The organism is Klebsiella quasivariicola, assembly GCF_002269255.1.
GTDB lineage: Bacteria > Pseudomonadota > Gammaproteobacteria > Enterobacterales > Enterobacteriaceae > Klebsiella > Klebsiella quasivariicola.
Map to the genome: position 1 here is coordinate 4650090 of NZ_CP022823.1, position 24220 is coordinate 4674309.

Genomic DNA, 24220 nt, shown 5'->3' on the forward strand with positions numbered 1-24220 from the left:
TCGGGGTGAGGGATACCCGACTCGCCTGCTATTCGGAGCACACTATGTTAGAAGATCTTAAACGCCAGGTCCTCGAAGCTAACCTGGCCCTGCCAAAGCATAATCTGGTGACCTTGACCTGGGGCAACGTCAGCGCCGTCGACAGCGATCAGGGCGTGCTGATTATCAAGCCTTCCGGCATGGATTACAGCGTGATGACCGCCGACGATATGGTGGTGGTCAGCCTGGAGACCGGCGAGGTGGTGGAAGGCAATAAAAAGCCCTCGTCGGATACCCCAACCCATCGTCTGCTGTATCAGGCCTTCCCGACGCTGGGCGGCATTGTGCATACCCACTCCCGCCACGCCACCATCTGGGCGCAGGCCGGGCAATCTATTCCGGCGACCGGCACCACCCATGCCGACTATTTTTATGGTCCGGTCCCCTGCACCCGATTGATGACCGATGCGGAGATCAACGGCGAATACGAGTGGGAAACCGGCAATGTGATTGTCGAAACCTTCCGCCAGCAGGGCATAGACCCGGCGCAAATGCCCGGCGTGCTGGTGCATTCCCACGGCCCGTTCGCCTGGGGCAAGAACGCCGAAGACGCGGTACATAACGCCATCGTGCTGGAAGAGATCGCCTATATGGGCATATTCTGCCGCCAGCTGGCGCCACAGCTGCCGGCTATGCAGCAGACGCTGCTCGATAAGCACTATCTGCGTAAGCACGGGGCCAAAGCCTACTACGGCCAGTAATCACCCTGCTCGCGCTGCGCTTAGCAGGGCTTCGGCTCTGCACCGTCTGGTAGCCCGGATAAGGCGCAAGCCGCAATCCGGGTCAACTTTAGCGCCGAATGCCTGTATAAAACCCCAGCACCCATCATGAAACCAGGCTATAATCAGGCCTGGTTTTTTATCATTGAGAGCACCCGTGACCCAGCCGCGAGCAGGTTTTTTACTCACCCGTCACTGGCGGGACACCCCGCAGGGCACCGAGCTGTCCTTCTGGCTGGCCACCGACGATGGCCCGCTGCAGGTCACCCTCCCGCCGCAGGAGTCCGTCGCCTTTATCCCCGAAGCGCAGCGGGCGCAGGCTGAGCGACTGCTGCAGGGTGAGAAAGGGCTCCGCTTCGCCCCGCTGGCCCTGAAAGATTTCCACCGTCAGCCGGTTGTCGGCCTCTACTGCCGTGCCCATCGTCAATTGATGCGTCTGGAGAAGATGCTCCGCGACAGCGGCGTCACCGTCTACGAAGGCGATATCCGCCCGCCGGAGCGCTACCTGATGGAGCGCTTTATCACCGCCCCGGTGTGGGTGGAAGGCGAAACGCGCGGCTCGCAGCTGGTCAACGCGCGCATGAAACCGCATCCTGACTATCGCCCGCCGCTGAAATGGGTCTCGCTGGATATCGAAACCAGCCGTCACGGCGAGCTGTACTGCATCGGCCTGGAAGGCTGCGGCCAGCGGGTGGTCTACATGCTGGGGCCCGAGCCCGAATCTCCCCCGGCTGTCGGTTTCGAGCTGGTCTACGTCGCCAGCCGCCCGCTGCTACTGGAAAAGCTCAACGCCTGGTTTGCTGAACACGATCCCGACGTGCTGATCGGCTGGAACGTGGTGCAGTTCGATCTGCGGGTCCTGCAAAAGCATGCCGAACGCTATCGTATCCCGCTGCGGCTCGGCCGCGGCAACAGCGAGCTGGAGTGGCGCGAGCACGGTTTTAAGAACGGTGTCTTCTTCGCCCAGGCCAACGGCCGGCTGATTATTGACGGCATCGACGCGCTGAAATCGGCGTTCTGGAATTTCTCCTCCTTTTCTCTGGAGGCGGTGGCCCGCGAGCTGCTGGGCGAAGGCAAAGCCATCGACAACCCGTGGGATCGGATGGACGAGATCGATCGCCGCTTCCATGAAGACAAACCGGCGCTGGCGACCTATAACCTGCAGGACTGCGAGCTGGTGACGCGGATCTTCCACAAAACGGAGATTATGCCGTTTTTGCTCGAGCGGGCGACGGTCAACGGCCTGCCCGCCGACCGCCACGGCGGCTCGGTCGCCGCCTTCAGCCATCTCTACTTCCCGCGCATGCACCGCCTGGGCTACGTGGCGCCAAACCTCGGCGACGTACCGCCGCAGGCCAGCCCTGGCGGCTATGTGATGGACTCCCGCCCCGGCCTGTATGACTCGGTGCTGGTGCTGGACTACAAGAGCCTGTATCCGTCGATCATTCGCACCTTTTTAATCGATCCGGTCGGTCTGGTGGAGGGCCTGGCGCAGCCCGATGACCAGCACAGTATCGAAGGCTTCCTCGGCGCCCGCTTCTCGCGCGATAAACATTGCCTGCCAGACATTGTCAGCCAGATCTGGCACGGCCGGGATGAAGCCAAGCGCCAGCACAATAAGCCGCTCTCCCAGGCGCTGAAGATCATCATGAACGCTTTCTACGGCGTGCTGGGCACCAGCGCCTGCCGCTTCTTCGACCCACGTCTTGCCTCGTCGATCACCATGCGCGGCCACGCAATTATGCGCCAGACCAAAGCGTTGATTGAAGCCCAGGGCTATGACGTTATCTACGGCGATACCGACTCCACCTTCGTCTGGCTTAAGCGCCCGCACAGCGAAGCGCAGGCGGCGGAGATCGGCCGGGCGCTGGTGAACGACGTCAACGCCTGGTGGGCGCAGGAGCTGGGCAAAAGCCAGCTCACCAGCGCCCTGGAGCTGGAGTATGAAACCCACTTCTGCCGCTTTTTAATGCCGACGATCCGCGGCGCCGATACCGGCAGCAAGAAACGCTATGCCGGGATGATTCAGGAGGGCGATACCCAGCGCATGGTGTTCAAGGGGCTGGAGACGGTACGCACCGACTGGACGCCGCTGGCCCAGCAGTTTCAGCAGGCGCTGTACCTGCGTATCTTCCGCAACCAGCCGTATCAGGATTATATTCGCGACACCCTCGCCCGGCTGATGAACGGCGAGCTCGACGAACAGCTGGTTTACCGCAAACGCCTGCGCCGCCCGCTGGCCGAGTATCAACGTAACGTACCGCCGCACGTGCGCGCCGCGCGGCTTGCCGATGAGCAAAATCTGAAGCGTGGGCGGGCGCAACAGTATCAGCAGCGCGGCACCATCAAATACGTCTGGACCACCAGCGGCCCGGAGCCGGTGGATTACCAGCAGTCGCCGCTCGATTACGATCACTATTTAACAAAGCAGTTGCAGCCAGTGGCGGAAGGGATCCTGCCCTTCGTCAACGATGACTTTGCTACAATAGTGACAGGACAGCTGGGGCTATTTTGATTTTTTGTCACCCATTCCGCGGGCACGAAAGCCTAAAAATGAAGCGTGAGGAGGACGTGACGAACGTTCTGCCATCCAGTAATATAGCGCCCTTTCCATTCCTGGCCCCAATTTTGACGCATCTCCGATTGTTCATGGAGATGATCAACTATTGCCTGCAATTAAAGAACTAAAGAGCCGAACATATATGCCTTTTACACTTGGTCAACGCTGGATTAGCGACACAGAGAGCGAACTAGGATTAGGGACGGTGGTAGCGCTGGATGCGCGCATGGTCACTCTCCTTTTTCCCGCCATCGGCGAAAACCGTCTGTACTCTCGCAACGATTCCCCGATCACCCGCGTGATGTTTAACCCGGGCGACACCATCACCAGCCATGAAGGCTGGCAGCTCCACGTTGACAAAGTGAATGAAGAGAACGGGCTGCTGTCCTACACTGGCACCCGCCTGGACACCCAGGAAGCGAACGTCACCCTGCGTGAAGTGCTGCTCGACAGCAAACTGGTATTCAGCAAACCGCAGGACCGCCTGTTCGCCGGCCAAATCGACCGCATGGATCGCTTTGCCCTACGCTACCGCGCGCGCAAGTTCCAGAGCGAACAGTACCGCATGCCGTGGAGCGGCCTGCGCGGCCAGCGCACCAGCCTGATCCCGCACCAGCTGCATATTGCCCACGATGTGGGCCGTCGTCACGCGCCGCGCGTCCTGCTGGCCGATGAAGTGGGCTTAGGTAAAACCATTGAAGCCGGGATGATCCTGCACCAGCAGTTGCTCTCCGGCGCCGCAGAGCGCGTGCTGATCGTGGTCCCGGAAACCCTCCAGCACCAGTGGCTGGTGGAGATGCTGCGCCGTTTCAACCTGCGTTTCTCGCTGTTCGACGATGAACGCTACGCCGAAGCGCAGCACGACGCCTACAACCCGTTCGAAACCGAACAGCTGGTGATCTGCTCCTTAGACTTCGTGCGCCGCAGCAAGCAGCGCCTGGAGCACCTGTGCGACGCCGAGTGGGACCTGATGGTCGTCGACGAAGCGCATCACCTGGTGTGGAGCGAAGAAGCCCCGAGCCGAGAATATCAGGCCATTGAACAGCTGGCTGAACGCGTACCGGGCATCCTGCTGCTGACCGCGACACCGGAACAGCTGGGTATGGAGAGCCACTTTGCGCGCCTGCGTCTGCTGGATCCAAACCGCTTCCACGATTTCGCGCAGTTTGTTGAAGAACAGCAGAATTACCGCCCGGTCGCCGACGCCGTCGCCCTGCTGCTGGCGGGCAACAAACTGAACGATAACGAACTCAACACCCTGGGCGACCTGATCGGCGAGCAGGATATCGAGCCGCTGCTGCAGGCCGCTAACAGCGATCGTGAAGATGCTCAGGCCGCGCGCCAGGAGCTGGTTTCGATGCTGATGGACCGCCACGGCACCAGCCGGGTGCTGTTCCGTAACACCCGTAACGGCGTCAAAGGCTTCCCGAAACGTGAGCTGCACACCATTCGCCTGCCGCTGCCGACCCAGTACCAGACGGCCATCAAAGTCTCTGGCATCATGGGCGCGCGCAAAACCGCGGAAGAGCGTGCGCGCGACATGCTCTACCCTGAGCAGATTTATCAGGAATTTGAAGGCGATACCGGCACCTGGTGGAACTTCGACCCGCGCGTCGAATGGCTGATGGGCTACCTGACCAGCCATCGTTCGCAGAAGGTGCTGGTAATCTGCGCCAAGGCCGCTACCGCGCTGCAGCTGGAGCAGGTGCTGCGCGAGCGCGAAGGTATCCGCGCCGCGGTGTTCCATGAAGGGATGTCGATTATCGAACGCGACCGCGCCGCGGCGTGGTTTGCCGAAGAAGACACCGGCGCCCAGGTGCTGCTGTGCTCCGAAATTGGCTCCGAAGGACGTAACTTCCAGTTCGCCAGCAACCTGGTGATGTTCGATCTGCCGTTTAACCCGGACCTGCTGGAGCAGCGTATCGGCCGTCTCGACCGTATCGGCCAGGCGCACGATATCCAGATCCATGTGCCGTACCTGGAAAAAACCGCGCAGTCGGTGCTGGTGCGCTGGTATCACGAAGGCCTCGACGCCTTCGAACATACCTGCCCGACCGGCCGGACCGTCTACGACAGCGTCCATGACGAACTGATTAACTACCTGGCGGCACCGGAATCCACCGACGGCTTTGACGATCTGATCAAATCCTGCCGTCAGCAGCATGACGCCCTGAAAGCGCAGCTGGAGCAGGGCCGCGACCGTCTGCTGGAGATCCACTCCAACGGCGGCGAGAAAGCCCAGGCCCTGGCGGAGAGCATCGAAGAGCAGGATGACGACACCAGCCTGATCGCCTTCTCGATGAACCTGTTCGATATCGTTGGCATCAACCAGGATGACCGCGGTGAAAACCTGATCGTCCTGACCCCGTCCGACCATATGCTGGTGCCGGACTTCCCGGGCCTGCCGGAAGACGGTTGCACCATTACCTTCGAGCGAGATGTGGCGCTGTCGCGTGAAGACGCGCAGTTCATCACCTGGGAACATCCCCTGATCCGCAACGGTCTGGATCTGATCCTCTCCGGCGATACCGGCAGCAGCACCATTTCCCTGCTGAAGAACAAGGCGCTGCCGGTCGGCACCCTGCTGCTGGAGCTGATCTACGTCGTCGAAGCGCAGGCGCCGAAACAGCTGCAGCTTAACCGCTTCCTGCCAGCGACCCCGGTTCGTCTGCTGCTGGATAAAAACGGCAACAACCTCGCCGGCCAGGTAGAGTTTGAAAGCTTCAACCGTCAGCTGAGCGCGGTCAACCGCCACACCGGCAGCAAGCTGGTCAATGCGGTGCAGCAGGACGTTCACGCCATTCTGCAGCAGGGCGAAGCGCAGATTGCCAAAGCAGCGCAGGCGCTGATCGACACCGCGCGTAACGAAGCCGATGACAAGCTGACGGCGGAACTGTCGCGTCTGGAAGCGCTGAAGGCGGTGAACCCGAACATCCGTGACGACGAACTGGCGGCCATCGAAAGCAACCGTCAGCAGGTGATGGATGCGCTGGCGCAGGCCGGATGGCGTCTGGACGCGCTGCGTCTGATCGTCGTCACCCACCAGTAACGGAACGCGAAATGGCGATGGAAAACTACAATCCGCCGCAGGATCCCTGGCTGGTGATCTTGTATCAGGATGAGCACATCATGGTGGTCAACAAGCCAAGCGGCTTGTTGTCCGTGCCGGGTCGTCTTGATGAGCATAAAGACAGCGTGATGACGCGCATTCAGCGCGACTTCCCGCAGGCCGAATCGGTGCACCGCCTGGATATGGCCACCAGCGGCGTGATTGTGGTGGCGCTGAATAAGGCCGCGGAGCGCGAACTGAAACGTCAGTTCCGCGAGCGCGAGCCGAAGAAACAGTACGTCGCCCGCGTCTGGGGCCATCCGCAGCCGGCGGAAGGTCTGGTGGATTTACCGCTGATTTGCGACTGGCCGAACCGGCCAAAGCAGAAGGTGTGTTATGAAACCGGCAAAGCGGCGCAAACCGAGTATGAGGTGCTGGAGTACGCTGAGGATAACACCGCCCGCGTGCGCCTGAAGCCGATTACCGGGCGTTCGCACCAGCTGCGGGTACATATGCTGGCGCTGGGGCATCCGATCCTTGGCGACCGCTTTTACGCCACCCCGGAGGCGCTGGCGATGGCCCCGCGCCTGCTGCTGCACGCCGAGACGCTCACCATCACCCACCCTGCCTACGGCAACGCGATGACTTTCCGCGCGCCGATCGACTTTTAACGCTCATACTTCGAGTTGCATGCGGGTTGGCTGCGTGCAACTCGGATTAGTGAGGGTACAGAAAACAATCCCGATTAATCGCGGGCGAACCACGCATCAATCATCTGCTCAACGCGCGCCACGACGAGATCGGTGTCATGGCGACGGCTGCGCGCGCAGGCGTGCGCCGGCTCATCGCACAGCAGGCAGCGGCGCTGCGACTCACCGAGCGACTGACGCCCCACCAGCCCATTCTGCGGACAGATCACATCGATATCCCACAGGCGTCCCAGCGGATGGCTCTGCTCCAGCGTACTGCACATCGCTTTGATTTCGCTGGCCGGATGCGCCACGCACCACAGGGCTTCCGGTCCGGTCGGCAGCCACAGCACCTGACGATCCAGCGTTTGCCAGCGGTGCTTCCACAGCAGCTGGTCGCAGGCCTGGAGGGCAACGCCCATCATGTTGCGATAGCGAATGCTGTCCTTCACCGCCCCCGGGGTCACCAGGGTCAGGGAAATAACAGGCTGCTGATAATGGGCCAGCCAGTCGGCCTGACGGGCCGCACGCTGCTCTTTCGCCGCCAGCAATGCGTCGATGCTGACGCCCGCCTGGGCGGGAGTATCCACTGACATTAATTCCTCTCCTACATATGATAAATGCGACAGCGCCTGGACTGTCATGATGATGGTTGCGATAGCCGATCGCGCGCTGATTGTAACGCTAAATGCGGAGCATTTAGGATACAGAACGCAGATATTTTCGGCGTTCTGTAGCGGAAAATAGCAGGTTTATCACTGAGAGCAGCGTTAAATCACGCCAGATAGTGGCTGAGGAACAGTAGCGCCAGCGAGACATTTATCGCCCCGCCGATGCGGGTGGCAATCTGCGCGAACGGCATCAGGCTCATGCGGTTACCGGCGGTGAGGATCGCCACATCGCCGGTGCCGCCCTGCCCGCTCTGGCAACAGGAGACAATCGCCACATCGATCGGGTGCATCCCTATCTTTTTACCAACAAAGAAGCCGGTCGCCACCAGCGCAGAGACGGTACTGACGATCACCAGCAGGTTGGTGAAGGTGAAGGCGTTCACCAGCTCCTGCCACGGAGTAATCGCCACGCCGACGGCAAAGAGGATCGGATAGGTCACCGCGGTGCGGAAGAATTTATACACCATCTGCGATCCCTCCTGCAGACGTGGAGAAACCACGTTAGCCAGCTTTAACAGCACCGCGAGAAACAGCATCCCCACCGGCGCCGGCAGGCCAATCAGTTTGTGGCCAAGCATCCCCATCATATACAGCAGCACCGCCAGCAGCGCGCCGGAGGCCAGGGTGCCGACGTCGGTTTTGCCGCTCACGCCTTCACTCTCACCAAGCGTGCGGGTTTCATGGCTGCGGTTCGGCATCAGTTGCCCTTCCCCGGTGAGATGCGGGAAGCGCTTGCCGAGCTGGTTGAGGCAGCCAGAGATGACTATCGCCGTCAGGCTGCCAAGCATCACCATCGGCAACACCCGGCCAAGGGCAACGCCCTGCTCCATATGCATCAGCGCAGCGTAACCCATCGACAGCGGTATCGCCCCTTCGCCTACGCCACCAGCCATGATCGGCAGCACGATAAAGAAGAACACCTGGAACGGCTCCATACCCAGCAGCGTGCCGACGCCGATGCCCACCAGCATGCCAACCACTTCGCCACACAGCATCGGGAAAAAGATCTTCAGGAAACCCTGAATCAGCGTGGTGCGGTTCATGCTCATGATGCTGCCGACGATGATGCAGCAGATGTAGAGATAGAGGATGTTGGTGGATTGATAGAATTTGGTGGTGGATTCAACCACCACGTCCGGCAGCAGACCGTAGTGGACCAGCGCGGAAGGAATAAAGGTGGCGCAGATCGCCGCCGCGCCAAGTTTCCCCAGCACCGGCAGGCGCTTACCAAACTCGCCGCAGGCGAAGCCAAAGAAAGCCAGAGTGGCCACCATCACCACGATATCGCTCGGCAGTTTGCCGCCAAGGCAGTCGAGGGCAATCAGCCCCCCGGCCAGCAGAAACAGCGGCAGCGGGACGATGCCGACCTTCCAGTTATCCATAATGTGCCACCAGCGCTGCTTCAGCGTGGTTTTCGGCGTATTGATCGGTTCAAGGGTTGCAGAGAATGCATTGTCTGTGGTGCTCATAAATTCAGCCCTGTCGTTATTATTCATTTTCAGCGTAAAGGGACAGCGGCGTCGTTAATGTGAAGCTCCCCAGATTAAAAAAGAAGTTTTAATGGTCACTATGGTTTTTATGGTTTCTATTCGCCGAACCTCAAAGGAGTGATATATCTCTGATTTATTATCGTGGTTTTTATGGTTTTTATTTCCCGCCGCGTCTGATTTCCACTACGGCCCTGCCAGCGCCTGCGCCGATGATCACAACTTTCCATTAACATTTACGTTACGTGACAGAAAAATGATAGAGTGCCGGGATGGTAAATACGCTGTTCGGGACCTATGAAATTATCTTTTCAATATAAGCTGTTTATTTCGCTGGTCGCTTTTTTCTCGGTCCTCTTTATCGCGCTCGGCATTTATTATTATTTTGACGCCAGCCGCCAGCTTTATCAGGAAATGAGCGCCCGGGCCAAAATTCAGGCCGAAGAGATAGCCCTGATGCCGAATTTACGCCAGCAGGTCAGCCAGCACGATCCGCAGGCGATTCGGGCGTTTATGCAGCAAATCGCCGCCCATAGCGATGCCAGCTTCATCGTTATCGGCGACCGACAGGGGGTACATCTGTTTCACTCCGTCCACCCGGAATGGGTTGGCACGCGGCTGGTCGGTGGCGACAACCAGGCGGTACTGGAGGGACACACCATCACCACCATTCGCAAAGGCGGCCTTGGCGTCTCGCTGCGCAGCAAAACGCCCATCGTCGATGACGAGGGGCAGGTGATCGGCATTGTTTCCGTGGGCTACCTGACCAGCTATCTTGACAGCATCACGCTGACCAAAGTGATCAATATTTTTATCGCTGCCGTCCTGCTGCTCATCGCCCTGTTTATCTTCTCCTGGTACTTTACCCGCAGCATCAAGAAGCAGATTTTTTCGCTCGAGCCACGGGAGATAGGTCTGCTGGTGCGCCAGCAAAAGGCGATGATGGAGTCGATCTTTGAAGGGGTGATCGTCATCGATCGCCAGCGGCGTATTGAGGTGATTAACCATGCCGCCCGCAGCCTGCTGGGGCTCAGCCAACCCGCCCGCCAGCTGCGAGGTCAGTCGATCGACAGCGTTATTTCACCACAGCCGTTTTTCGCCAGCGGCGACATGCTCGAGCGCGATACCCATGACGAGCTGTGCCGCTTCAACCAGTTGACCGTGCTCGCCAGCCGGGTGCGCATTATGCTGGAGAACACGCTGCAGGGCTGGGTGATCACCTTCCGCGATCGCAACGAAATCAATGCCCTCACCGCCCAGCTCAGCCAGGTGAAGCGCTATGTCGACAATTTGCGCATCATGCGCCACGAGCAGCTCAACCGGATGACCACCCTCTCCGGCCTGCTGCATATGGGCCACTACGACGAAGCGATCCGCTATATTCAGGCCCAGTCGGAGCATGCCCAGGAGCTGCTGGACTTTATCTCCTCGCACTTCCAGTCGCCGACGCTGTGCGGCCTGCTGCTTGGCAAAGCCACCCGCGCCCGCGAAAAAGGCGTGGCGCTGAGCTTCGACCCGGCCTGCCGTATCGACCGTCCGTTGCCGTCGCTGATGGAATCTGAACTGATCTCCATCATTGGCAACCTGCTGGATAACGCCATCGAAGCCACGCAGCGCGCTGATCTTCCGCACGAGCCGGTGGAAGTGCTGATTCAGCTCAACGCCCGGGAACTGATTATCGAAGTGGCCGACCGCGGCGTCGGTATTCGCCACGATATTCGCGACCGCATTTTTGAACGCGGCGTCACCACCAAGACCCGTGGCGATCACGGTATTGGTTTGTATCTTATTGAACATTATGTCACTCAGGCGGGCGGCACTATCGAAGTCGCCGATAACGCGCCGCGGGGAACGATCTTCACCCTGTTTATCCCGGCCGACGCCCCAGCCTGTCCGCAAACGGAGGCCCACGATGCATCATGACCTGGTCGATGTGCTAATCATTGAAGATGAGAGCGAGCTGGCGCGCCTGCACGCCGAGCTTGTGCAGAAACACCCGCGTCTGCGGCTGGCAGGCATGGCGGCCTCCCTCGCCCAGGCGCGGAAGTTGCTCCACGCCACGCCGCCCCAGCTGGTGCTGCTGGATAACTATTTGCCGGACGGCAAAGGGGTAACGCTGATGACCGACCCGGCGCTGGCGACCAGCCATTGCTCGGTGATCTTTATCACCGCCGCCAGCGATATGGAAACCTGCAGCCTGGCGATCCGCAACGGCGCCTTCGACTATATCCTTAAGCCGGTGTCATGGAAGCGACTGAGCCAGTCACTGGAGCGCTTTATCCAGTTCTACGATCAGCAGCGAGAATGGAAAATCGTCGATCAGCAGAACGTCGATTCTCTCTATCAACTGCAGGCGAAGAACTATCGCGTGGACAACGGCAGCAAGGGCATTGAAGAGAAGACGCTGGCGCTGGTGCAGGGGCTATTTCGCGGTCGGGAAGCGCACTGCTTTTCCGTCGATGAAGTGGTCAGCGCCGCCGGACTCAGCAAAACCACCGCCCGCCGCTATCTCGAACACGGCGTTGAAACCGGCTTTCTGGAGGTGGAAATGCAGTACGGTAAAATCGGCCATCCACGGCGGCTGTACCGCCGCGCCCAGGCCAAAAGCTAGAGGCCCCTCGCCGAACGGGAGGGGCGGGAAAACTCAGAAGCCGCGCTGCTCTTTGATCAGTTCCCAGGCCTTCTGGATCTCCTGAGCCTTCTGTTTGGCCATCTCCATCATCTCCGGCGGCAACCCTTTCGCCACCAGCTTGTCCGGATGGTGCTCGTTCATCAGCTTACGATAGGCGCGCTTTACCGTCGCCGCGTCATCGGTCGGTTTCACCCCCAGCACATTGCAAGCATCTTGCAGCGTTGGCCCACGCTGCGCCTGCTGCCAGCCGGCGTTACCGCCCCGCTGACCATACGATTGCTGCTGCGAACCGCCGCCAAACTGGGCGCCGCCCTGCATCATTCGCAGGAACTGATCGAACTGGGCGCGGGAGATGCCGAGCTCATCGGCGATGACGAACAGCACTTCGCGTTCGTTAGGGTGCAATTCGCCATCGGCGAACGCCGCCTGCAGCTGAATTTCCAGAAACATCCGAATCAAATCGAAGCGGCCAAAACAGACGCTGCGCAGCTGACGCATCTTCTCGCGCAGCGGATAGTTGTCGGCCTTCCCATCGCGGAACGCCTGCTGCGCCGCCGTGCGCGAGGCGCCGTGCAGGTTCATCCGATCCATCAGCACATTGGCGACATGAATATCCGCTTCGGTGACGCGCCCCTTGGATTTGGTCAGATGCCCCATCACTTCAAAGGTGGTGGAAAAGAAGAGCGACTGGCGCTCCTGTTGATTGGCGAAGAGATTCAACCGGCGGCTGCGCGCCCGGTCAAACATATGGCCGACCAGGAAGCCGAGCACCACGCCCCAGAACCCACCGCCCATCAGCAAAGCCACTGCCACGCCAATCACTTTACCCAAATACTGCATAGACTCCCCAACTGTTTGTCGCCGTTAAGCTCGAATATGACCGCACGTTAACCGGCACTCGCGCCTCGGTCAATTGTGGGACATAGCCTATAATTTGCTTTATCATACTCGTCATTCAACAGGGTGCCTAACGCTCGGGCCCGAAACGGGCAGGATTAACACTAGCGTGATAAAGTTGAGTAAGTTAGGCTCTGACCGTTTGCAAGCCGCTGCCACAAGATGATGGAACAATAAATACAACGTATGAAAAAACGTATTCCCAGCCTCCTGGCTACGATGATTGCCAGCGCCTTGTATAGCCAACAAGGCCTCGCTGCCGATCTCGCAACGCAATGTATGCTTGGCGTGCCAAGCTTTGATCGTCCGCTCGTGGAAGGGCGGCCTGGCGATCTGCCGGTGACGATTAACGCCGATCATGCGAAGGGCAACTACCCGGATAATGCCGTCTTCACTGGCAACGTCGATATTAACCAGGGGAATAGCCGTCTACGAGCCGACGAAGTTCAGTTGCATCAGCAGCAGGCCGCAGGCCAGGCGCAACCGGTGCGAACGGTGGATGCGTTGGGCAACGTCCATTACGACGATAACCAGGTGATCCTCAAAGGGCCAAAAGCCTGGTCGAATCTGAACACCAAAGACACCAACGTCTGGCAGGGTGATTATCAAATGGTCGGCCGCCAGGGACGCGGTACCGCGGACCTGATGAAACAGCGCGGCGAAAATCGCTATACCATTCTGGAAAACGGCAGCTTTACCTCCTGTCTGCCGGGCTCCGACACCTGGAGCGTCGTGGGCAGCGAAGTCATCCACGACCGTGAGGAACAGGTCGCCGAGATCTGGAACGCCCGCTTTAAGCTTGGCTCCGTGCCAATCTTCTACAGTCCCTACCTGCAGCTGCCGGTGGGCGATAAGCGTCGTTCTGGCTTCCTGATCCCGAACGCCAAATACAGCACCAAAAACGGTGTGGAATTCTCCCTGCCGTACTACTGGAATATCGCGCCGAACTTCGATGCCACTATCACCCCGCACTATATGAACAAACGCGGCGGTGTGATGTGGGAAAACGAATTCCGCTACCTGACCCATCTCGGCAGCGGCTTAACCGAATTCGACTACCTGCCGTCGGATAAAGTCTATGAAGACGACCACTCCAAAGACAGCAACAGCCGCCGCTGGTTGTTCTACTGGAACCACTCCGGGGTTATCGATCAGGTCTGGCGTCTGAACGCTGACTACACCAAGGTTAGCGATCCTGACTACTTCAGCGATTTCAGCTCGAAATATGGCTCCAGTACTGACGGCTACGCCACACAGAAGTTCAGCGCCGGTTACGTCAATCAGAACTTTGACGCCACGGTCTCAACCAAGCAGTTCCAGGTCTTTGACCGGGAATCGAGCAACTCCTACTCGGCTCAGCCGCAGCTGGACGTCAACTATTACCAGAATGATGTCGGACCGTTCGATACCCATCTGTACGGTCAGGTTGCCCATTTTGTTAACTCGAATAACAACATGCCAGAAGCCACCCGCGTTCACTTCGAACCGACGATCAACCTGCCGCTGTCCAACGGCTGGGGTAGCCTGAATACTGAAGCCAAGCTGCTGGCGACCCACTACCAGCAGAGCAACCTCGATAAGTACAATGCGGCCAACGGCACCGACTATAAAGAGTCCGTCAGCCGCGTGATGCCGCAGTTTAAAGTCGACGGTAAAATGGTCTTTGAACGCGACCTGCAGGAGGGATTCACCCAAACGCTGGAACCGCGTATGCAGTATCTCTACGTACCGTACCGCGATCAGAGTGAAATCGGCAGCTACGACTCTACGCTGTTACAGTCAGACTATAGCGGTCTGTTCCGCGACCGCACCTACAGTGGTCTGGACCGCATTGCGTCGGCCAACCAGCTCTCCACCGGGATCACCTCCCGCGTGTATGATGCCGCCGCCGTGGAACGTTTTAATATTTCCGTTGGTCAAATCTACTATTTCACCGAGTCACGCACCGGTGATGACAACATCAACTGGGAGAACAACGACACCACGGGTTCACTGGTCTGGGCTGGCGATACTTACTGGCGCATTACCGATGACTGGGGCTTGCGCGGGGGGATCCAGTACGATACGCGTCTGGATAACGTCGCCACCGGTAACGGCACCATTGAATACCGTCGGGATGAGAACCGCTTAGTCCAGCTTAACTATCGTTACGCCAGCCCGGAATATATTCAGGCCACACTGCCATCGTATTCCACGGCTGAACAATACAAACAGGGTATTTCGCAGGTGGGGATGACCGCCAGCTGGCCGATCGTCGATCGCTGGTCCGTGGTCGGGGCATACTACTACGATACCAATACCCGGAAAGCAGCAAACCAGATGTTAGGTGTCCAGTATAACTCCTGCTGCTACGCCATCCGTCTTGGCTACGAACGTAAAGTCAACGGCTGGGATAGCAACAACAACGGCGGCGAGAGCAAATACGATAACACCTTCGGAATCAATATCGAATTGCGCGGTCTGAGCTCTAACTACGGCCTCGGCACCCAGCAGATGCTGCGTTCGAACATTTTACCGTACCAGAGCTCCCTGTGATGCGGCTGGTTTACAACATCATCCGCATTTGCGGTTAATCGAAATGGAAAAAGTATGAAGAACTGGAAAACGCTGCTTCTCGGTATCGCCATGATCGCGAATACCAGTTTCGCTGCCCCCCAGGTGGTCGATAAAGTAGCGGCCGTCGTCAATAATGGCGTCGTGCTGGAAAGCGACGTCGATGGTTTGATGCAATCGGTTAAGCTCAACGCTGGCCAGGCTGGCCAACAGTTGCCGGATGACGCCACCCTGCGCCATCAAATCCTCGAAAGACTGATCATGGACCAGATCGTATTACAGATGGGGCAGAAGATGGGCGTGAAGGTCTCTGACGACCAGCTCGACCAGGCTATCGCCAACATCGCTAAACAAAACAATATGACCATGGATCAGATGCGCAGCCGTCTGGCCTATGAAGGCATCAACTATAACACCTACCGTAACCAGATCCGTAAAGAGATGCTGATTTCGGAAGTGCGTAACAATGAAGTGCGTCGTCGCATCACCGTGCTGCCACAGGAAGTGGAAGCGCTGGCGAAACAGATCGGCGACCAGAACGATGCCAGCACCGAGCTCAACCTGAGCCACATCCTGATCCCGCTGCCGGAAAACCCGACCTCTGACGAAGTCGCCGCAGCCCAGGAGCAAGCAAACTCCATCGTTGAGCAGGCGCGTAGCGGTGCGAACTTCGGCAAACTGGCTATCACCTACTCCGCTGACCAACAGGCGCTGAAGGGCGGCCAGATGGGCTGGGGCCGTATCCAGGAGCTGCCGGGTATTTTCGCTCAGGCGTTAAGCACGGCGAAGAAAGGGGATATCGTCGGTCCGATTCGTTCCGGCGTTGGCTTCCACATTCTGAAAGTGAACGACTTGCGCGGTGGTACCCAGAATATCTCCGTCACCGAAGTTCACGCCCGTCATATTCTGCTTAAGCCGTCACCGATCATGAACGATGCCCAGGCTCAGGCTAAGCTGGAACAGATCGCCGCCGAGATTAAGAGCGGGAAAATCACGTTTGCTCAAGCGGCGAAAACCTATTCTGAAGATCCGGGCTCGGCAAACCAGGGCGGTGATTTAGGCTGGGCCACTCCAGACATCTTCGACCCGGCATTCCGCGATGCGCTGATGCGTCTGAACAAAGGGCAGACCAGCGGACCGGTGCACTCCTCCTTTGGCTGGCATCTGATCGAACTGCTGGATAGCCGTCAGGTTGACAGAACGGATGCCGCGCAGAAAGATCGTGCTTACCGCATGCTGATGAACCGCAAATTCTCTGAAGAAGCGGCAACCTGGATGCAGGAACAGCGCGCCAGTGCGTACGTTAAAATTCTGAGCAACTAATATCGATGCCTGAAACCCGTAAAGTTGTTATCACTCCCGGCGAACCCGCCGGGATTGGCCCTGACCTGGTCGTGCAGCTTGCCCAGCGCGACTGGCCAGTTGAGCTGGTGATCTGCGCCGACGGCGCCCTGTTAACTGACCGAGCCCAGCGGCTCGGTCTTCCTTTATCGCTCCTTCCATACGATCCTGCGCAACCGCCCGTCCCGCAGCGTGCCGGTACCCTGACGCTGCTAAATGTGCCGCTGAACGTTCCGGCGGAACCCGGCGTGCTGAATGTCCAAAACGGCGCCTACGTAGTGGAGACGCTGGCGCGCGCCTGCGACGGCTGTCTGAACGGCGAGTTTGCGGCGTTAGTGACCGGCCCGGTGCACAAAGGCAATATCAACGATGCCGGCATTGCCTTTACCGGCCATACCGAGTTCTTTGAAGAACGTGCCCAGGCCAGTAAAGTGGTAATGATGCTGGCGACCGAAGAGCTGCGGGTGGCGCTGGTCACCACCCATCTGCCGTTGAAAGCCATCAGCGAGGCGATTACGCCCGACCTGCTGCGCGAGATCATCACCATTCTCGATCACGACCTGCGCACAAAGTTCGGTATTGCCCAGCCGCACGTACTGGTTTGCGGGCTTAACCCGCACGCCGGCGAAGGCGGCCATATGGGAACGGAAGAGATAGAGACCATCATTCCGGTACTGGAAGAGATGCGCGCAAAGGGGATGCACCTCAGCGGTCCGCTGCCGGCAGACACCCTCTTCCAGCCGAAATATCTTGATCATGCCGATGCGGTACTCGCGATGTACCACGATCAGGGCCTGCCCGTGCTAAAATACCAGGGCTTTGGCCGCGGCGTGAACATTACGCTCGGTTTACCTTTTATTCGTACCTCCGTTGACCACGGCACCGCGCTGGAATTAGCCGGCCAGGGGAAAGCGGACGTCGGCAGTTTTATCACGGCGCTTAATCTCGCCATCAAAATGATTGTTAATACCCAATGAATAATCGAGTCCATCAGGGCCACTTAGCCCGTAAACGCTTCGGGCAGAACTTCCTCAACGATCAGTTTGTGATCGACAGCATCGTCTCGGCGATTAATCCGCAGAAAGGCCAGGCGATGGTTGAAATCGGCCCCGGTCTGGCAGCACTCACCGAGCCGGTCGGCGAACGTCTGGATCAGCTGACCGTTATCGAGCTGGACCGCGATCTGGCCGCCCGCCTGCAGACGCATCCGTTCCTCGGACCGAAGCTGACTATTTATCAGCAGGATGCGATGACCATGAACTTCGGCGAACTGGCGGAGAAAATGGGCCAGCCGCTGCGCGTCTTCGGCAACCTGCCATACAATATATCGACCCCGCTGATGTTCCATCTGTTCAGCTATACTGATGCCATTGCCGATATGCACTTTATGCTGCAGAAGGAAGTGGTGAATCGTCTGGTTGCCGGACCGAACAGTAAGGCGTATGGTCGATTAAGCGTAATGGCGCAATATTATTGCCAGGTGATCCCGGTGCTCGAAGTGCCGCCAAGCGCGTTTACCCCACCGCCTAAGGTCGACTCCGCGGTGGTACGCCTGGTGCCGCACAGCACCATGCCGTATCCGGTCAAAGAGATCCGGGTGCTGAGCCGCATCACCACCGAAGCGTTCAACCAGCGCCGCAAGACCATCCGCAACAGTCTCGGCAATCTGTTCAGCGTGGAAGTGCTGACCGAGCTGGGCATTGACCCGGCTATGCGCGCAGAAAATATTTCCGTGGCGCAGTACTGCCAGATGGCCAACTGGCTGTCTGACAATCTGCCATCGAAGGAGAGCTAACCATGATTCATTCGCCCCGGGTGTGTGTCCAGGTACAGAGCGTCTATATCGAATCGCAGTCTTCCCCGGAAGAAGAGCGCTATGTCTTCGCTTACACCGTCACCATTCGCAACCTGGGGCGGAGTCAGGTTCAGCTGCTTGGCCGCTACTGGCTCATCACTAACGGCCACGGTCGTGAGACTGAAGTTCAGGGTGAAGGGGTGGTCGGCGAGCAACCGCATATTCCCGCCGGCGGTGAATATCAATATACCAGCGGCGCAGTCATTGAAACGCCGCTGGGAACCATGCAGGGTCATTATGAGATGATCGATATCGACGGCGCGCCGTTCCGTATCGAGATCCCTGTGTTCCGTCTCGCAGTTCCAACGCTCATTCATTAAAACAATGTCAACATACCTTATTGGCGACGTTCACGGTTGCTACGATGAACTGATCGCATTATTAGCGCAGGTTAAATTCGACCCGAGCACCGACATGTTATGGCTCACCGGCGATCTGGTGGCCCGTGGCCCGGGGTCGCTGGAGGTCCTGCGCTATGTCAAATCTCTGGGCGCCAGCGTGCGACTGGTGCTGGGCAACCATGACTTACACCTGCTGGCGGTCTTTGCCGGTATTAGCCGCAACAAGCCAAAGGATCGTCTGAAACCACTGCTGGAAGCGCCGGATGCCGATGAGCTGCTCAACTGGCTGCGTCGCCAGCCGCTGCTGCAGGTGGATGAAGAGAAAAAGCTGGTGATGGCCCATGCCGGCATCACGCCGCAGTGGGATCTGGAGACCGCCCAGCAGTGCGCACGCGATGTTGAAGCGGTACTCTCCAGCGACTCCTATCCTTTCTTCTTGGATGCCATGTACGGCGACATGCCGAACCACTGGAGCAACGAGCTGAGCGGGCTGGCGCGCCTGCGCTTTATCTCTAACGCCTTTACCCGCATGCGCTACTGCTTCCCGAACGGCCAGCTGGATATGTATTCGAAAGAAGCGCCCGAGGACGCCCCGGCGCCGCTGAAGCCGTGGTTTGCCATTCCGGGCCCGGTGAGCAGTGCGTACAGTATTGCCTTTGGGCATTGGGCTTCGCTGGAGGGACGCGGCACGCCGGAGGGGATTTACGCCCTGGATACCGGCTGCTGCTGGGGCGGGGAACTCACCTGCCTGCGCTGGGAAGATAAGCAGTACTTCACCCAGCCGTCGAACCGCCAGAAAAGCCTCGACGAAGGGGAAGCCGTCGCGTCCTGAGTCTTCCCGGATGGTGGCGTGTTGCGCCTTATCCGGGCAACCTGCGGCGCCGTTTTGTCGGGTGGCGGCTAACGCCTTACCCGACCTTGTATTATTCCTTTCGTGCAGAGAGAACCGGCCAGTTCTTTCTGCCATGCAGTCCGGATGCCGCACCCGACCTTAGATCCTCAAATCTGTGTCGTAGATAATTCGCACCGGACTGCGCTCCTCCACAAGTGATAAACCGAACAGTATCATGGACCGGAACACCCGGTACCCCGCATTTGCAAGGATGGTTACACCATGGAAAACAAACTCCACTTTATCGGCATTGATGTTGCCAAAGCTAAACTCGATGTCGATATGCTGCGCCCTGATGGCCGTCACCGCAGCAAGAAATTTGCCAACACCCCAAAAGGCCATAACGAGCTCGTCAGCTGGTTGTGCGGTCATCAGGTCAGCAATGCCCACGTCTGCATGGAAGCGACCGGGACGTATATGGAAGATGTCGCCGCTCATCTCTCTGACGCGGGGTATCTGGTCTCCATTATCAATCCGTTGCTCAGCAAAGCGTTCGTCCAGAGCCAGGGAATACGCAGCAAAACCGATACGGTGGATGCCCGCCAGCTGGCGTATTTTTGCCGGGAGAAACGCCCGGTGATATGGGAAGCCCCCCATCCGGTTGAGCGGGCCCTGCGGGCGCTGGTGCTGCGGCATCAGGCACTGACGGAAATGCATGTTCAGGAGCAGAACCGGCGGGAAAGTGCCCGTGAAGTTCAGTTGCCGAGTATCGACATGCACCTGCTGTGGCTGGAGACGGAACTGAAGCGTATCGAAAAGCAGATAAAAGACCTGACGGATGATGATCCGGATATGAAGCACCGTCGCAAACTGCTGGACAGTATCCCGGGGATCGGAGCGAAAACATCGGCGGTGTTGCTGGCTTACGTGGGGCTGAAAAACAGATTCCTGGAAGCGAGGCAGTTCGCGGCGTTCGCGGGTCTGACACCAAAGCAGCATGAATCAGGCAGCAGCATCCGGCGGGTGAGTCGGATGAGTAAAATGGGTCATATGTCGCTGCGCCGTGCGCTGTACATGCCGGCAATGGTGACGCTGTACAAGACAGAATGGGGTCGGATATTCAGGGAACGACTGGAGAAGAGCGGAAAAAATGCAAAGCTGATCATCGGTGCAATGATGCGGAAGCTGGCACAGGTGGCGTACGGGGTCCTGAAATCGGGACGCCCGTTCGATGCCACGCAGCATACGGAAAATGCTTGCATGGCATAACAGTATCTACATTTCCGTGCCATTTGTAGCCACGGGCAGCACTCCCGGAAGACGGAGCCCGCGACGGGAAATATGACGAGGTACTGCGTGCGCCATCGTCACGGAATTCATGCAAAAGAAAACCCCGGTTACGTCAGACGCGACCGGGGTTTTTTCATGGCAATCCTTCCCGCTTAACGGCGTTCGAGGATCTCAAAGCAGTAGCTGTGGGAGTTCTGCGCATCGGCATCATGAAACTCACTGAACACCGATTCCCACTCGTCCGGATCGTAATCCGGGAAATGAGTATCGCCTTCCACTTCCGCATCGATATGAGTCAGATACAGCTTCTGCGCTTTCGGCAGAAACTGCTCATACACGCGTCCACCGCCAATCACCATAATCTCTTCCACATCGCCGCAGGCGGCAATCGCTTCCTCAACGGAGGAGACCCACTGCACGCGATCGTCGCTGCCGGGTTTGCTGCTGATCACGATGTTTTTACGCCCCGGCAACGGGCGTCCAATGGATTCCCAGGTCAGACGCCCCATCACTACCGGCTTATTTAACGTGTTGCGCTTGAACCAGGCGAGATCGGCAGGCAGGTTCCATGGCATGGCGTTTTCCATACCAATCACGCGATCTACCGCTAACGCCGCAATCAGACTGATCATTCATTCATTCCTGAGTACAAAAAATTGTCGCCACTATACGGAAAGCGTACAACTTCGTCGACTGGGCGGAGAGTAAAGAATAAGAAAATTTTCTGATTTGCTGGCAAGCCCACGTTCACACCGTGGGCCGCCAGAAGAGGATCTAAAAGAAAACAAAATGTTACTGGTTAGCGTCAGGCAGAGGGCTTATTTTCCGGCTCATCGGCAATATCCCCGGTATGCCTGCCCTCTTCCGTTCCCTGCCAGCCATGGCGCTGCACCAGCGACAGATGATGTCGATCTTCGTTGATGATGCCGGTGAGCATATCGCTGGTCCGCTTGAAGACCGCCACCCGCGACGCCGCGTCGTTTTCCGCCATCGCCACCATCTCTTCGACCATTTGCAGGTTGAAACGACGGAACAGATCGGCCCGCTCGCGCGCTTCATAGGCGCCAAGCCCCAGCGCCTCCAGCGTCATTCGGCCGGACTTCAGCGCGGCCTCGAAGGTTTCACGCTCCGGCGCGTCAACGCCAGCCTGACGCAGCTGGATATAATGATCGACATCGCGGGCGCGGGAGATAATCTGCAGATGCGGGAAATGTTCTTTCACCCTCGCCACCAGCTCCAGGCTGACGTGCGGATCGTCAATGGCATTGATCAGCACTTCCGCCTTTTCCGCACCGGCTGACTCCAGCAGATCGACCCGGGTGGCATCGCCGTAGAAGACCTTCATATCAAATTTGCGCAGGGTATCGACATGGTCCGGATCGTGATCGAGGATCACCATCTTCACCCCGCTTGAGAGCAGCAGTCGCCCGGCAATCTGTCCGAAGCGGCCAAAGCCGGCGACAATCACCCGCGGCTGCTCTTCATCAATCTCGTCAGCGTCACGCGCCTGGCCGCTGGACGATTTCTCCATGCGGGTCAGCAGCACCAGCAGAATGGGGGTTGCCGCCATCGACAGGGCGACCGCCAGGGTCAACGCCTTTGCCCATTCGCCGTCCAGTACATCCGCCATCCGCGCGGCGCCAAAGACCACAAACGCGAACTCACTTCCCTGCCCCAGCAGCACCGCAAACCAGCGGCGCTGGGCGCGCGGCACGCCAAGCGGCCTGGCGATAAGCCACAGCATCAGCATTTTTATCGCCAGGAAACCGACCAGCAAAATCACAATACGCAGCGGATGGGTCACGAGAGTGCCGAAATCAATCGACATGCCGACGCCGATAAAGAACAGCCCCAGCAGCAGTCCTTTAAACGGCTCAATATCGCTTTCCAGCGCATGACGATACTCGGAGCTGGCCAGCAGCACCCCGGCGAGAAACGCCCCCATCGCCATCGACAGCCCGACCTCTTCCAGCAATAAACCAAAGCCGAAAACCAGGAACAGGGCCACGGCGCTGAACACTTCGCGCAGTCCGGAACGGGCGACAAAGCGCAGCAGCGGACGGGTCAGATAGCGCCCCAGGGCCACCACCAGCGCCAGCGCCGCGGCCACCTTCAATGCGGAAAGAGCAAACGCCACCAGCGAGGTGGCGCCACCGCTGGCCGCCAGCAGCGGGATCATCGCCACCAGCGGGATCGCCGCGATATCCTGAAACAGCAGCACCGCGAAGGCGCTGCGCCCCATCTGCGACACCGTCAGATTACGCTCATTCATCGCCTGCATCGCAATGGCTGTGGAAGAGAGCGCCAGGGTCATGCCGATCAGCTCGGCCACCTGCCAGCGCAGGCCCAGCAGCATGCAGAACAAGCCGATCAACACCCCGCAGGCCACCATCTGCAGCGCGCCGCCGCCAAACACCGAGGCGCGTAGCTTCCACAGCCGCTGCGGATCCAGCTCCAGACCAATGACGAACAGCATCAGCACCACGCCGATCTCGGCAAAGTGCAGAATCGCCTCGGCGTCGGTCACCAGCCGCAGCCCCCACGGGCCGATAATACAGCCGGCGATCAGATAGCCCAGCACCGACCCCAGCCCCAGGCGGACGGCGATGGGCACAATCAGCGCCGCGGCGCCCAGGTAAATCAGCGCTTGTATCAGCGTATGGCTATCCATTCTGATGTGCCTCCTGCCAGTCAATTAAGCGTTGACGATAATGGCGGGCCTGCTCCTGCAGCGTTTCGTCATCGCAGATAAAGGTGCAGTGCATGGCAAACGGCGGCAGCCATTTCATGCCGCAGTAAAGCGCAGTTGCCTGCAACGGCTGCGCCAGCACCGGAAAACCGGGAAATGAACCGATGTCGAAGTGGCTTTCACCGCCGCCGGTGGTCACCGCCCACATCAGCGATTTACCGCGCAGGGCAATACCGTTGTGGCCATAGGCCCAGCCGTGCGCCAGCACTTTGTCCATCCACAGCTTCAGCAGCGGCGGTACGCTATACCACTGCATGGGATGCTGCCAGATAACCAGATCGGCACGGGCCAGCGCCGCCTGCTCGGCGGCGATATCGATATTAAAGTCAGGATAGAGTTGATAGAGGGAGCGTATCTCTACGCCTTCAAGCGTCCCTGCCTGTTCAAGCATTCGCTTATTCGCATGAGAATGCTGCGGATAAGGATGCGCATAAATTATCAGAATCATTGATTGGCCTGCGTTTGCTCTTGTCATAATCAGCAAGAGTGTAGACAGTTAAGCCAACGGCTTACAAT

General features: G+C 58.6%; 19 protein-coding genes. 13 read left to right on the forward strand and 6 right to left on the reverse strand.

All coding sequences use genetic code 11. The features are described from left to right. Window positions 1-44 precede the first annotated feature (44 nt). The 4 genes from araD (at window position 45) to rluA (ending at window position 7038) form a co-directional block, all read left to right on the forward strand. Window positions 45-740, forward strand: coding sequence for an L-ribulose-5-phosphate 4-epimerase (araD, locus tag B8P98_RS23450; protein WP_025711022.1), 696 nt, complete (start codon window positions 45-47; stop codon window positions 738-740). Between the two features lie 175 nt (window positions 741-915). Continuing rightward, window positions 916-3273 (forward strand): DNA polymerase II, encoded by a 2358-nt coding sequence (polB, locus tag B8P98_RS23455; RefSeq protein WP_095033459.1) that lies wholly within the window; start codon window positions 916-918, stop codon window positions 3271-3273. A gap of 187 nt (window positions 3274-3460) precedes the next feature. Next, a complete protein-coding gene (rapA, locus tag B8P98_RS23460; RefSeq protein WP_095033460.1) occupies window positions 3461-6367 on the forward strand; it encodes an RNA polymerase-associated protein RapA in 2907 nt (968 codons plus the stop codon). Between the two features lie 11 nt (window positions 6368-6378). Then, a complete protein-coding gene (rluA, locus tag B8P98_RS23465) occupies window positions 6379-7038 on the forward strand; it encodes a bifunctional tRNA pseudouridine(32) synthase/23S rRNA pseudouridine(746) synthase RluA (RefSeq protein ID WP_025711025.1) in 660 nt (219 codons plus the stop codon). A gap of 74 nt (window positions 7039-7112) precedes the next feature. Here the strand turns inward: rluA and citX are convergent, their stop codons facing one another. After that, window positions 7113-7652, reverse strand: coding sequence for a citrate lyase holo-[acyl-carrier protein] synthase (citX, locus tag B8P98_RS23470; RefSeq protein WP_002888347.1), 540 nt, complete (start codon window positions 7650-7652; stop codon window positions 7113-7115). A gap of 179 nt (window positions 7653-7831) precedes the next feature. Continuing rightward, on the reverse strand, window positions 7832-9196 hold the full coding sequence (locus B8P98_RS23480) for a 2-hydroxycarboxylate transporter family protein (protein ID WP_095033461.1): 1365 nt from the start codon (window positions 9194-9196) through the stop codon (window positions 7832-7834). A gap of 315 nt (window positions 9197-9511) precedes the next feature. On the opposite strand from B8P98_RS23480, the gene B8P98_RS23485 reads away from it, so the two are divergent. Next, entirely contained in the window at window positions 9512-11137 is a 1626-nt protein-coding gene (locus B8P98_RS23485; protein ID WP_080897864.1) for an ATP-binding protein, read from the forward strand. Next, window positions 11127-11825 (forward strand): response regulator, encoded by a 699-nt coding sequence (locus tag B8P98_RS23490; protein ID WP_080897865.1) that lies wholly within the window; start codon window positions 11127-11129, stop codon window positions 11823-11825. The genes B8P98_RS23485 and B8P98_RS23490 overlap by 11 nt, the downstream gene beginning before the upstream one ends. Window positions 11826-11858: 33 nt before the next feature. Here the strand turns inward: B8P98_RS23490 and djlA are convergent, their stop codons facing one another. Beyond that, the gene (gene djlA / locus B8P98_RS23495) at window positions 11859-12686 is read right to left on the reverse strand and encodes a co-chaperone DjlA (protein ID WP_025711029.1); all 828 of its coding nucleotides are present in this window, start codon (window positions 12684-12686) and stop codon (window positions 11859-11861) included. Window positions 12687-12929: 243 nt separating this feature from the next. On the opposite strand from djlA, the gene lptD reads away from it, so the two are divergent. The 7 genes from lptD (at window position 12930) to B8P98_RS23535 (ending at window position 20934) form a co-directional block, all read left to right on the forward strand. After that, window positions 12930-15278 carry an LPS assembly protein LptD gene (gene lptD / locus B8P98_RS23500; protein WP_025711030.1) on the forward strand — a complete coding sequence of 783 codons (2349 nt, stop codon included), beginning with the start codon at window positions 12930-12932 and terminating at the stop codon, window positions 15276-15278. A 54-nt stretch (window positions 15279-15332) separates the two neighbouring features. Beyond that, on the forward strand, window positions 15333-16619 hold the full coding sequence (surA, locus tag B8P98_RS23505) for a peptidylprolyl isomerase SurA (protein ID WP_025711031.1): 1287 nt from the start codon (window positions 15333-15335) through the stop codon (window positions 16617-16619). 5 nt (window positions 16620-16624) lie between these two features. Further along, window positions 16625-17614 carry a 4-hydroxythreonine-4-phosphate dehydrogenase PdxA gene (pdxA, locus tag B8P98_RS23510; RefSeq protein WP_025711032.1) on the forward strand — a complete coding sequence of 330 codons (990 nt, stop codon included), beginning with the start codon at window positions 16625-16627 and terminating at the stop codon, window positions 17612-17614. Further along, window positions 17611-18432 carry a 16S rRNA (adenine(1518)-N(6)/adenine(1519)-N(6))-dimethyltransferase RsmA gene (gene rsmA / locus B8P98_RS23515; protein ID WP_004204275.1) on the forward strand — a complete coding sequence of 274 codons (822 nt, stop codon included), beginning with the start codon at window positions 17611-17613 and terminating at the stop codon, window positions 18430-18432. Before pdxA ends, rsmA begins: the two co-directional genes overlap by 4 nt. Window positions 18433-18434: 2 nt before the next feature. Further along, entirely contained in the window at window positions 18435-18812 is a 378-nt protein-coding gene (gene apaG / locus B8P98_RS23520; RefSeq protein WP_002888323.1) for a Co2+/Mg2+ efflux protein ApaG, read from the forward strand. Between the two features lie 4 nt (window positions 18813-18816). Next, window positions 18817-19665, forward strand: coding sequence for a bis(5'-nucleosyl)-tetraphosphatase (symmetrical) ApaH (gene apaH / locus B8P98_RS23525; RefSeq protein WP_095033462.1), 849 nt, complete (start codon window positions 18817-18819; stop codon window positions 19663-19665). Between the two features lie 282 nt (window positions 19666-19947). Further along, on the forward strand, window positions 19948-20934 hold the full coding sequence (locus tag B8P98_RS23535) for an IS110 family RNA-guided transposase (protein ID WP_025714927.1): 987 nt from the start codon (window positions 19948-19950) through the stop codon (window positions 20932-20934). A 173-nt stretch (window positions 20935-21107) separates the two neighbouring features. Here B8P98_RS23535 and folA read toward each other — a convergent pair whose 3' ends face one another. The 3 genes from folA to kefF form a co-directional block, all read right to left on the reverse strand. Then, window positions 21108-21587, reverse strand: coding sequence for a type 3 dihydrofolate reductase (gene folA / locus B8P98_RS23540; protein ID WP_002888320.1), 480 nt, complete (start codon window positions 21585-21587; stop codon window positions 21108-21110). Window positions 21588-21760: 173 nt separating this feature from the next. After that, a complete protein-coding gene (gene kefC / locus B8P98_RS23550; protein ID WP_025713771.1) occupies window positions 21761-23626 on the reverse strand; it encodes a glutathione-regulated potassium-efflux system protein KefC in 1866 nt (621 codons plus the stop codon). Then, window positions 23619-24152 carry a glutathione-regulated potassium-efflux system oxidoreductase KefF gene (kefF, locus tag B8P98_RS23555; RefSeq protein WP_025713772.1) on the reverse strand — a complete coding sequence of 178 codons (534 nt, stop codon included), beginning with the start codon at window positions 24150-24152 and terminating at the stop codon, window positions 23619-23621. Before kefF ends, kefC begins: the two co-directional genes overlap by 8 nt. Window positions 24153-24220: the final 68 nt, after the last annotated feature.

What these genes read in the sequence shown, in the direction of transcription:
- B8P98_RS23480 (WP_095033461.1), bottom strand. Translation starts at nt 9,196, where the DNA reads ATGAGCACCACAGACAATGCATTCTCTGCAACCCTTGAACCGATCAAT.
- citX (WP_002888347.1), bottom strand. Translation starts at nt 7,652, where the DNA reads ATGTCAGTGGATACTCCCGCCCAGGCGGGCGTCAGCATCGACGCATTG.
- apaG (WP_002888323.1), top strand. Translation starts at nt 18,435, where the DNA reads ATGATTCATTCGCCCCGGGTGTGTGTCCAGGTACAGAGCGTCTATATC.
- rsmA (WP_004204275.1), top strand. Translation starts at nt 17,611, where the DNA reads ATGAATAATCGAGTCCATCAGGGCCACTTAGCCCGTAAACGCTTCGGG.
- pdxA (WP_025711032.1), top strand. Translation starts at nt 16,625, where the DNA reads ATGCCTGAAACCCGTAAAGTTGTTATCACTCCCGGCGAACCCGCCGGG.
- rapA (WP_095033460.1), top strand. Translation starts at nt 3,461, where the DNA reads ATGCCTTTTACACTTGGTCAACGCTGGATTAGCGACACAGAGAGCGAA.
- araD (WP_025711022.1), top strand. Translation starts at nt 45, where the DNA reads ATGTTAGAAGATCTTAAACGCCAGGTCCTCGAAGCTAACCTGGCCCTG.
- kefC (WP_025713771.1), bottom strand. Translation starts at nt 23,626, where the DNA reads ATGGATAGCCATACGCTGATACAAGCGCTGATTTACCTGGGCGCCGCG.
- rluA (WP_025711025.1), top strand. Translation starts at nt 6,379, where the DNA reads ATGGCGATGGAAAACTACAATCCGCCGCAGGATCCCTGGCTGGTGATC.
- djlA (WP_025711029.1), bottom strand. Translation starts at nt 12,686, where the DNA reads ATGCAGTATTTGGGTAAAGTGATTGGCGTGGCAGTGGCTTTGCTGATG.
- B8P98_RS23490 (WP_080897865.1), top strand. Translation starts at nt 11,127, where the DNA reads ATGCATCATGACCTGGTCGATGTGCTAATCATTGAAGATGAGAGCGAG.
- B8P98_RS23535 (WP_025714927.1), top strand. Translation starts at nt 19,948, where the DNA reads ATGGAAAACAAACTCCACTTTATCGGCATTGATGTTGCCAAAGCTAAA.
- apaH (WP_095033462.1), top strand. Translation starts at nt 18,817, where the DNA reads ATGTCAACATACCTTATTGGCGACGTTCACGGTTGCTACGATGAACTG.
- B8P98_RS23485 (WP_080897864.1), top strand. Translation starts at nt 9,512, where the DNA reads ATGAAATTATCTTTTCAATATAAGCTGTTTATTTCGCTGGTCGCTTTT.
- kefF (WP_025713772.1), bottom strand. Translation starts at nt 24,152, where the DNA reads ATGATTCTGATAATTTATGCGCATCCTTATCCGCAGCATTCTCATGCG.
- lptD (WP_025711030.1), top strand. Translation starts at nt 12,930, where the DNA reads ATGAAAAAACGTATTCCCAGCCTCCTGGCTACGATGATTGCCAGCGCC.
- folA (WP_002888320.1), bottom strand. Translation starts at nt 21,587, where the DNA reads ATGATCAGTCTGATTGCGGCGTTAGCGGTAGATCGCGTGATTGGTATG.
- surA (WP_025711031.1), top strand. Translation starts at nt 15,333, where the DNA reads ATGAAGAACTGGAAAACGCTGCTTCTCGGTATCGCCATGATCGCGAAT.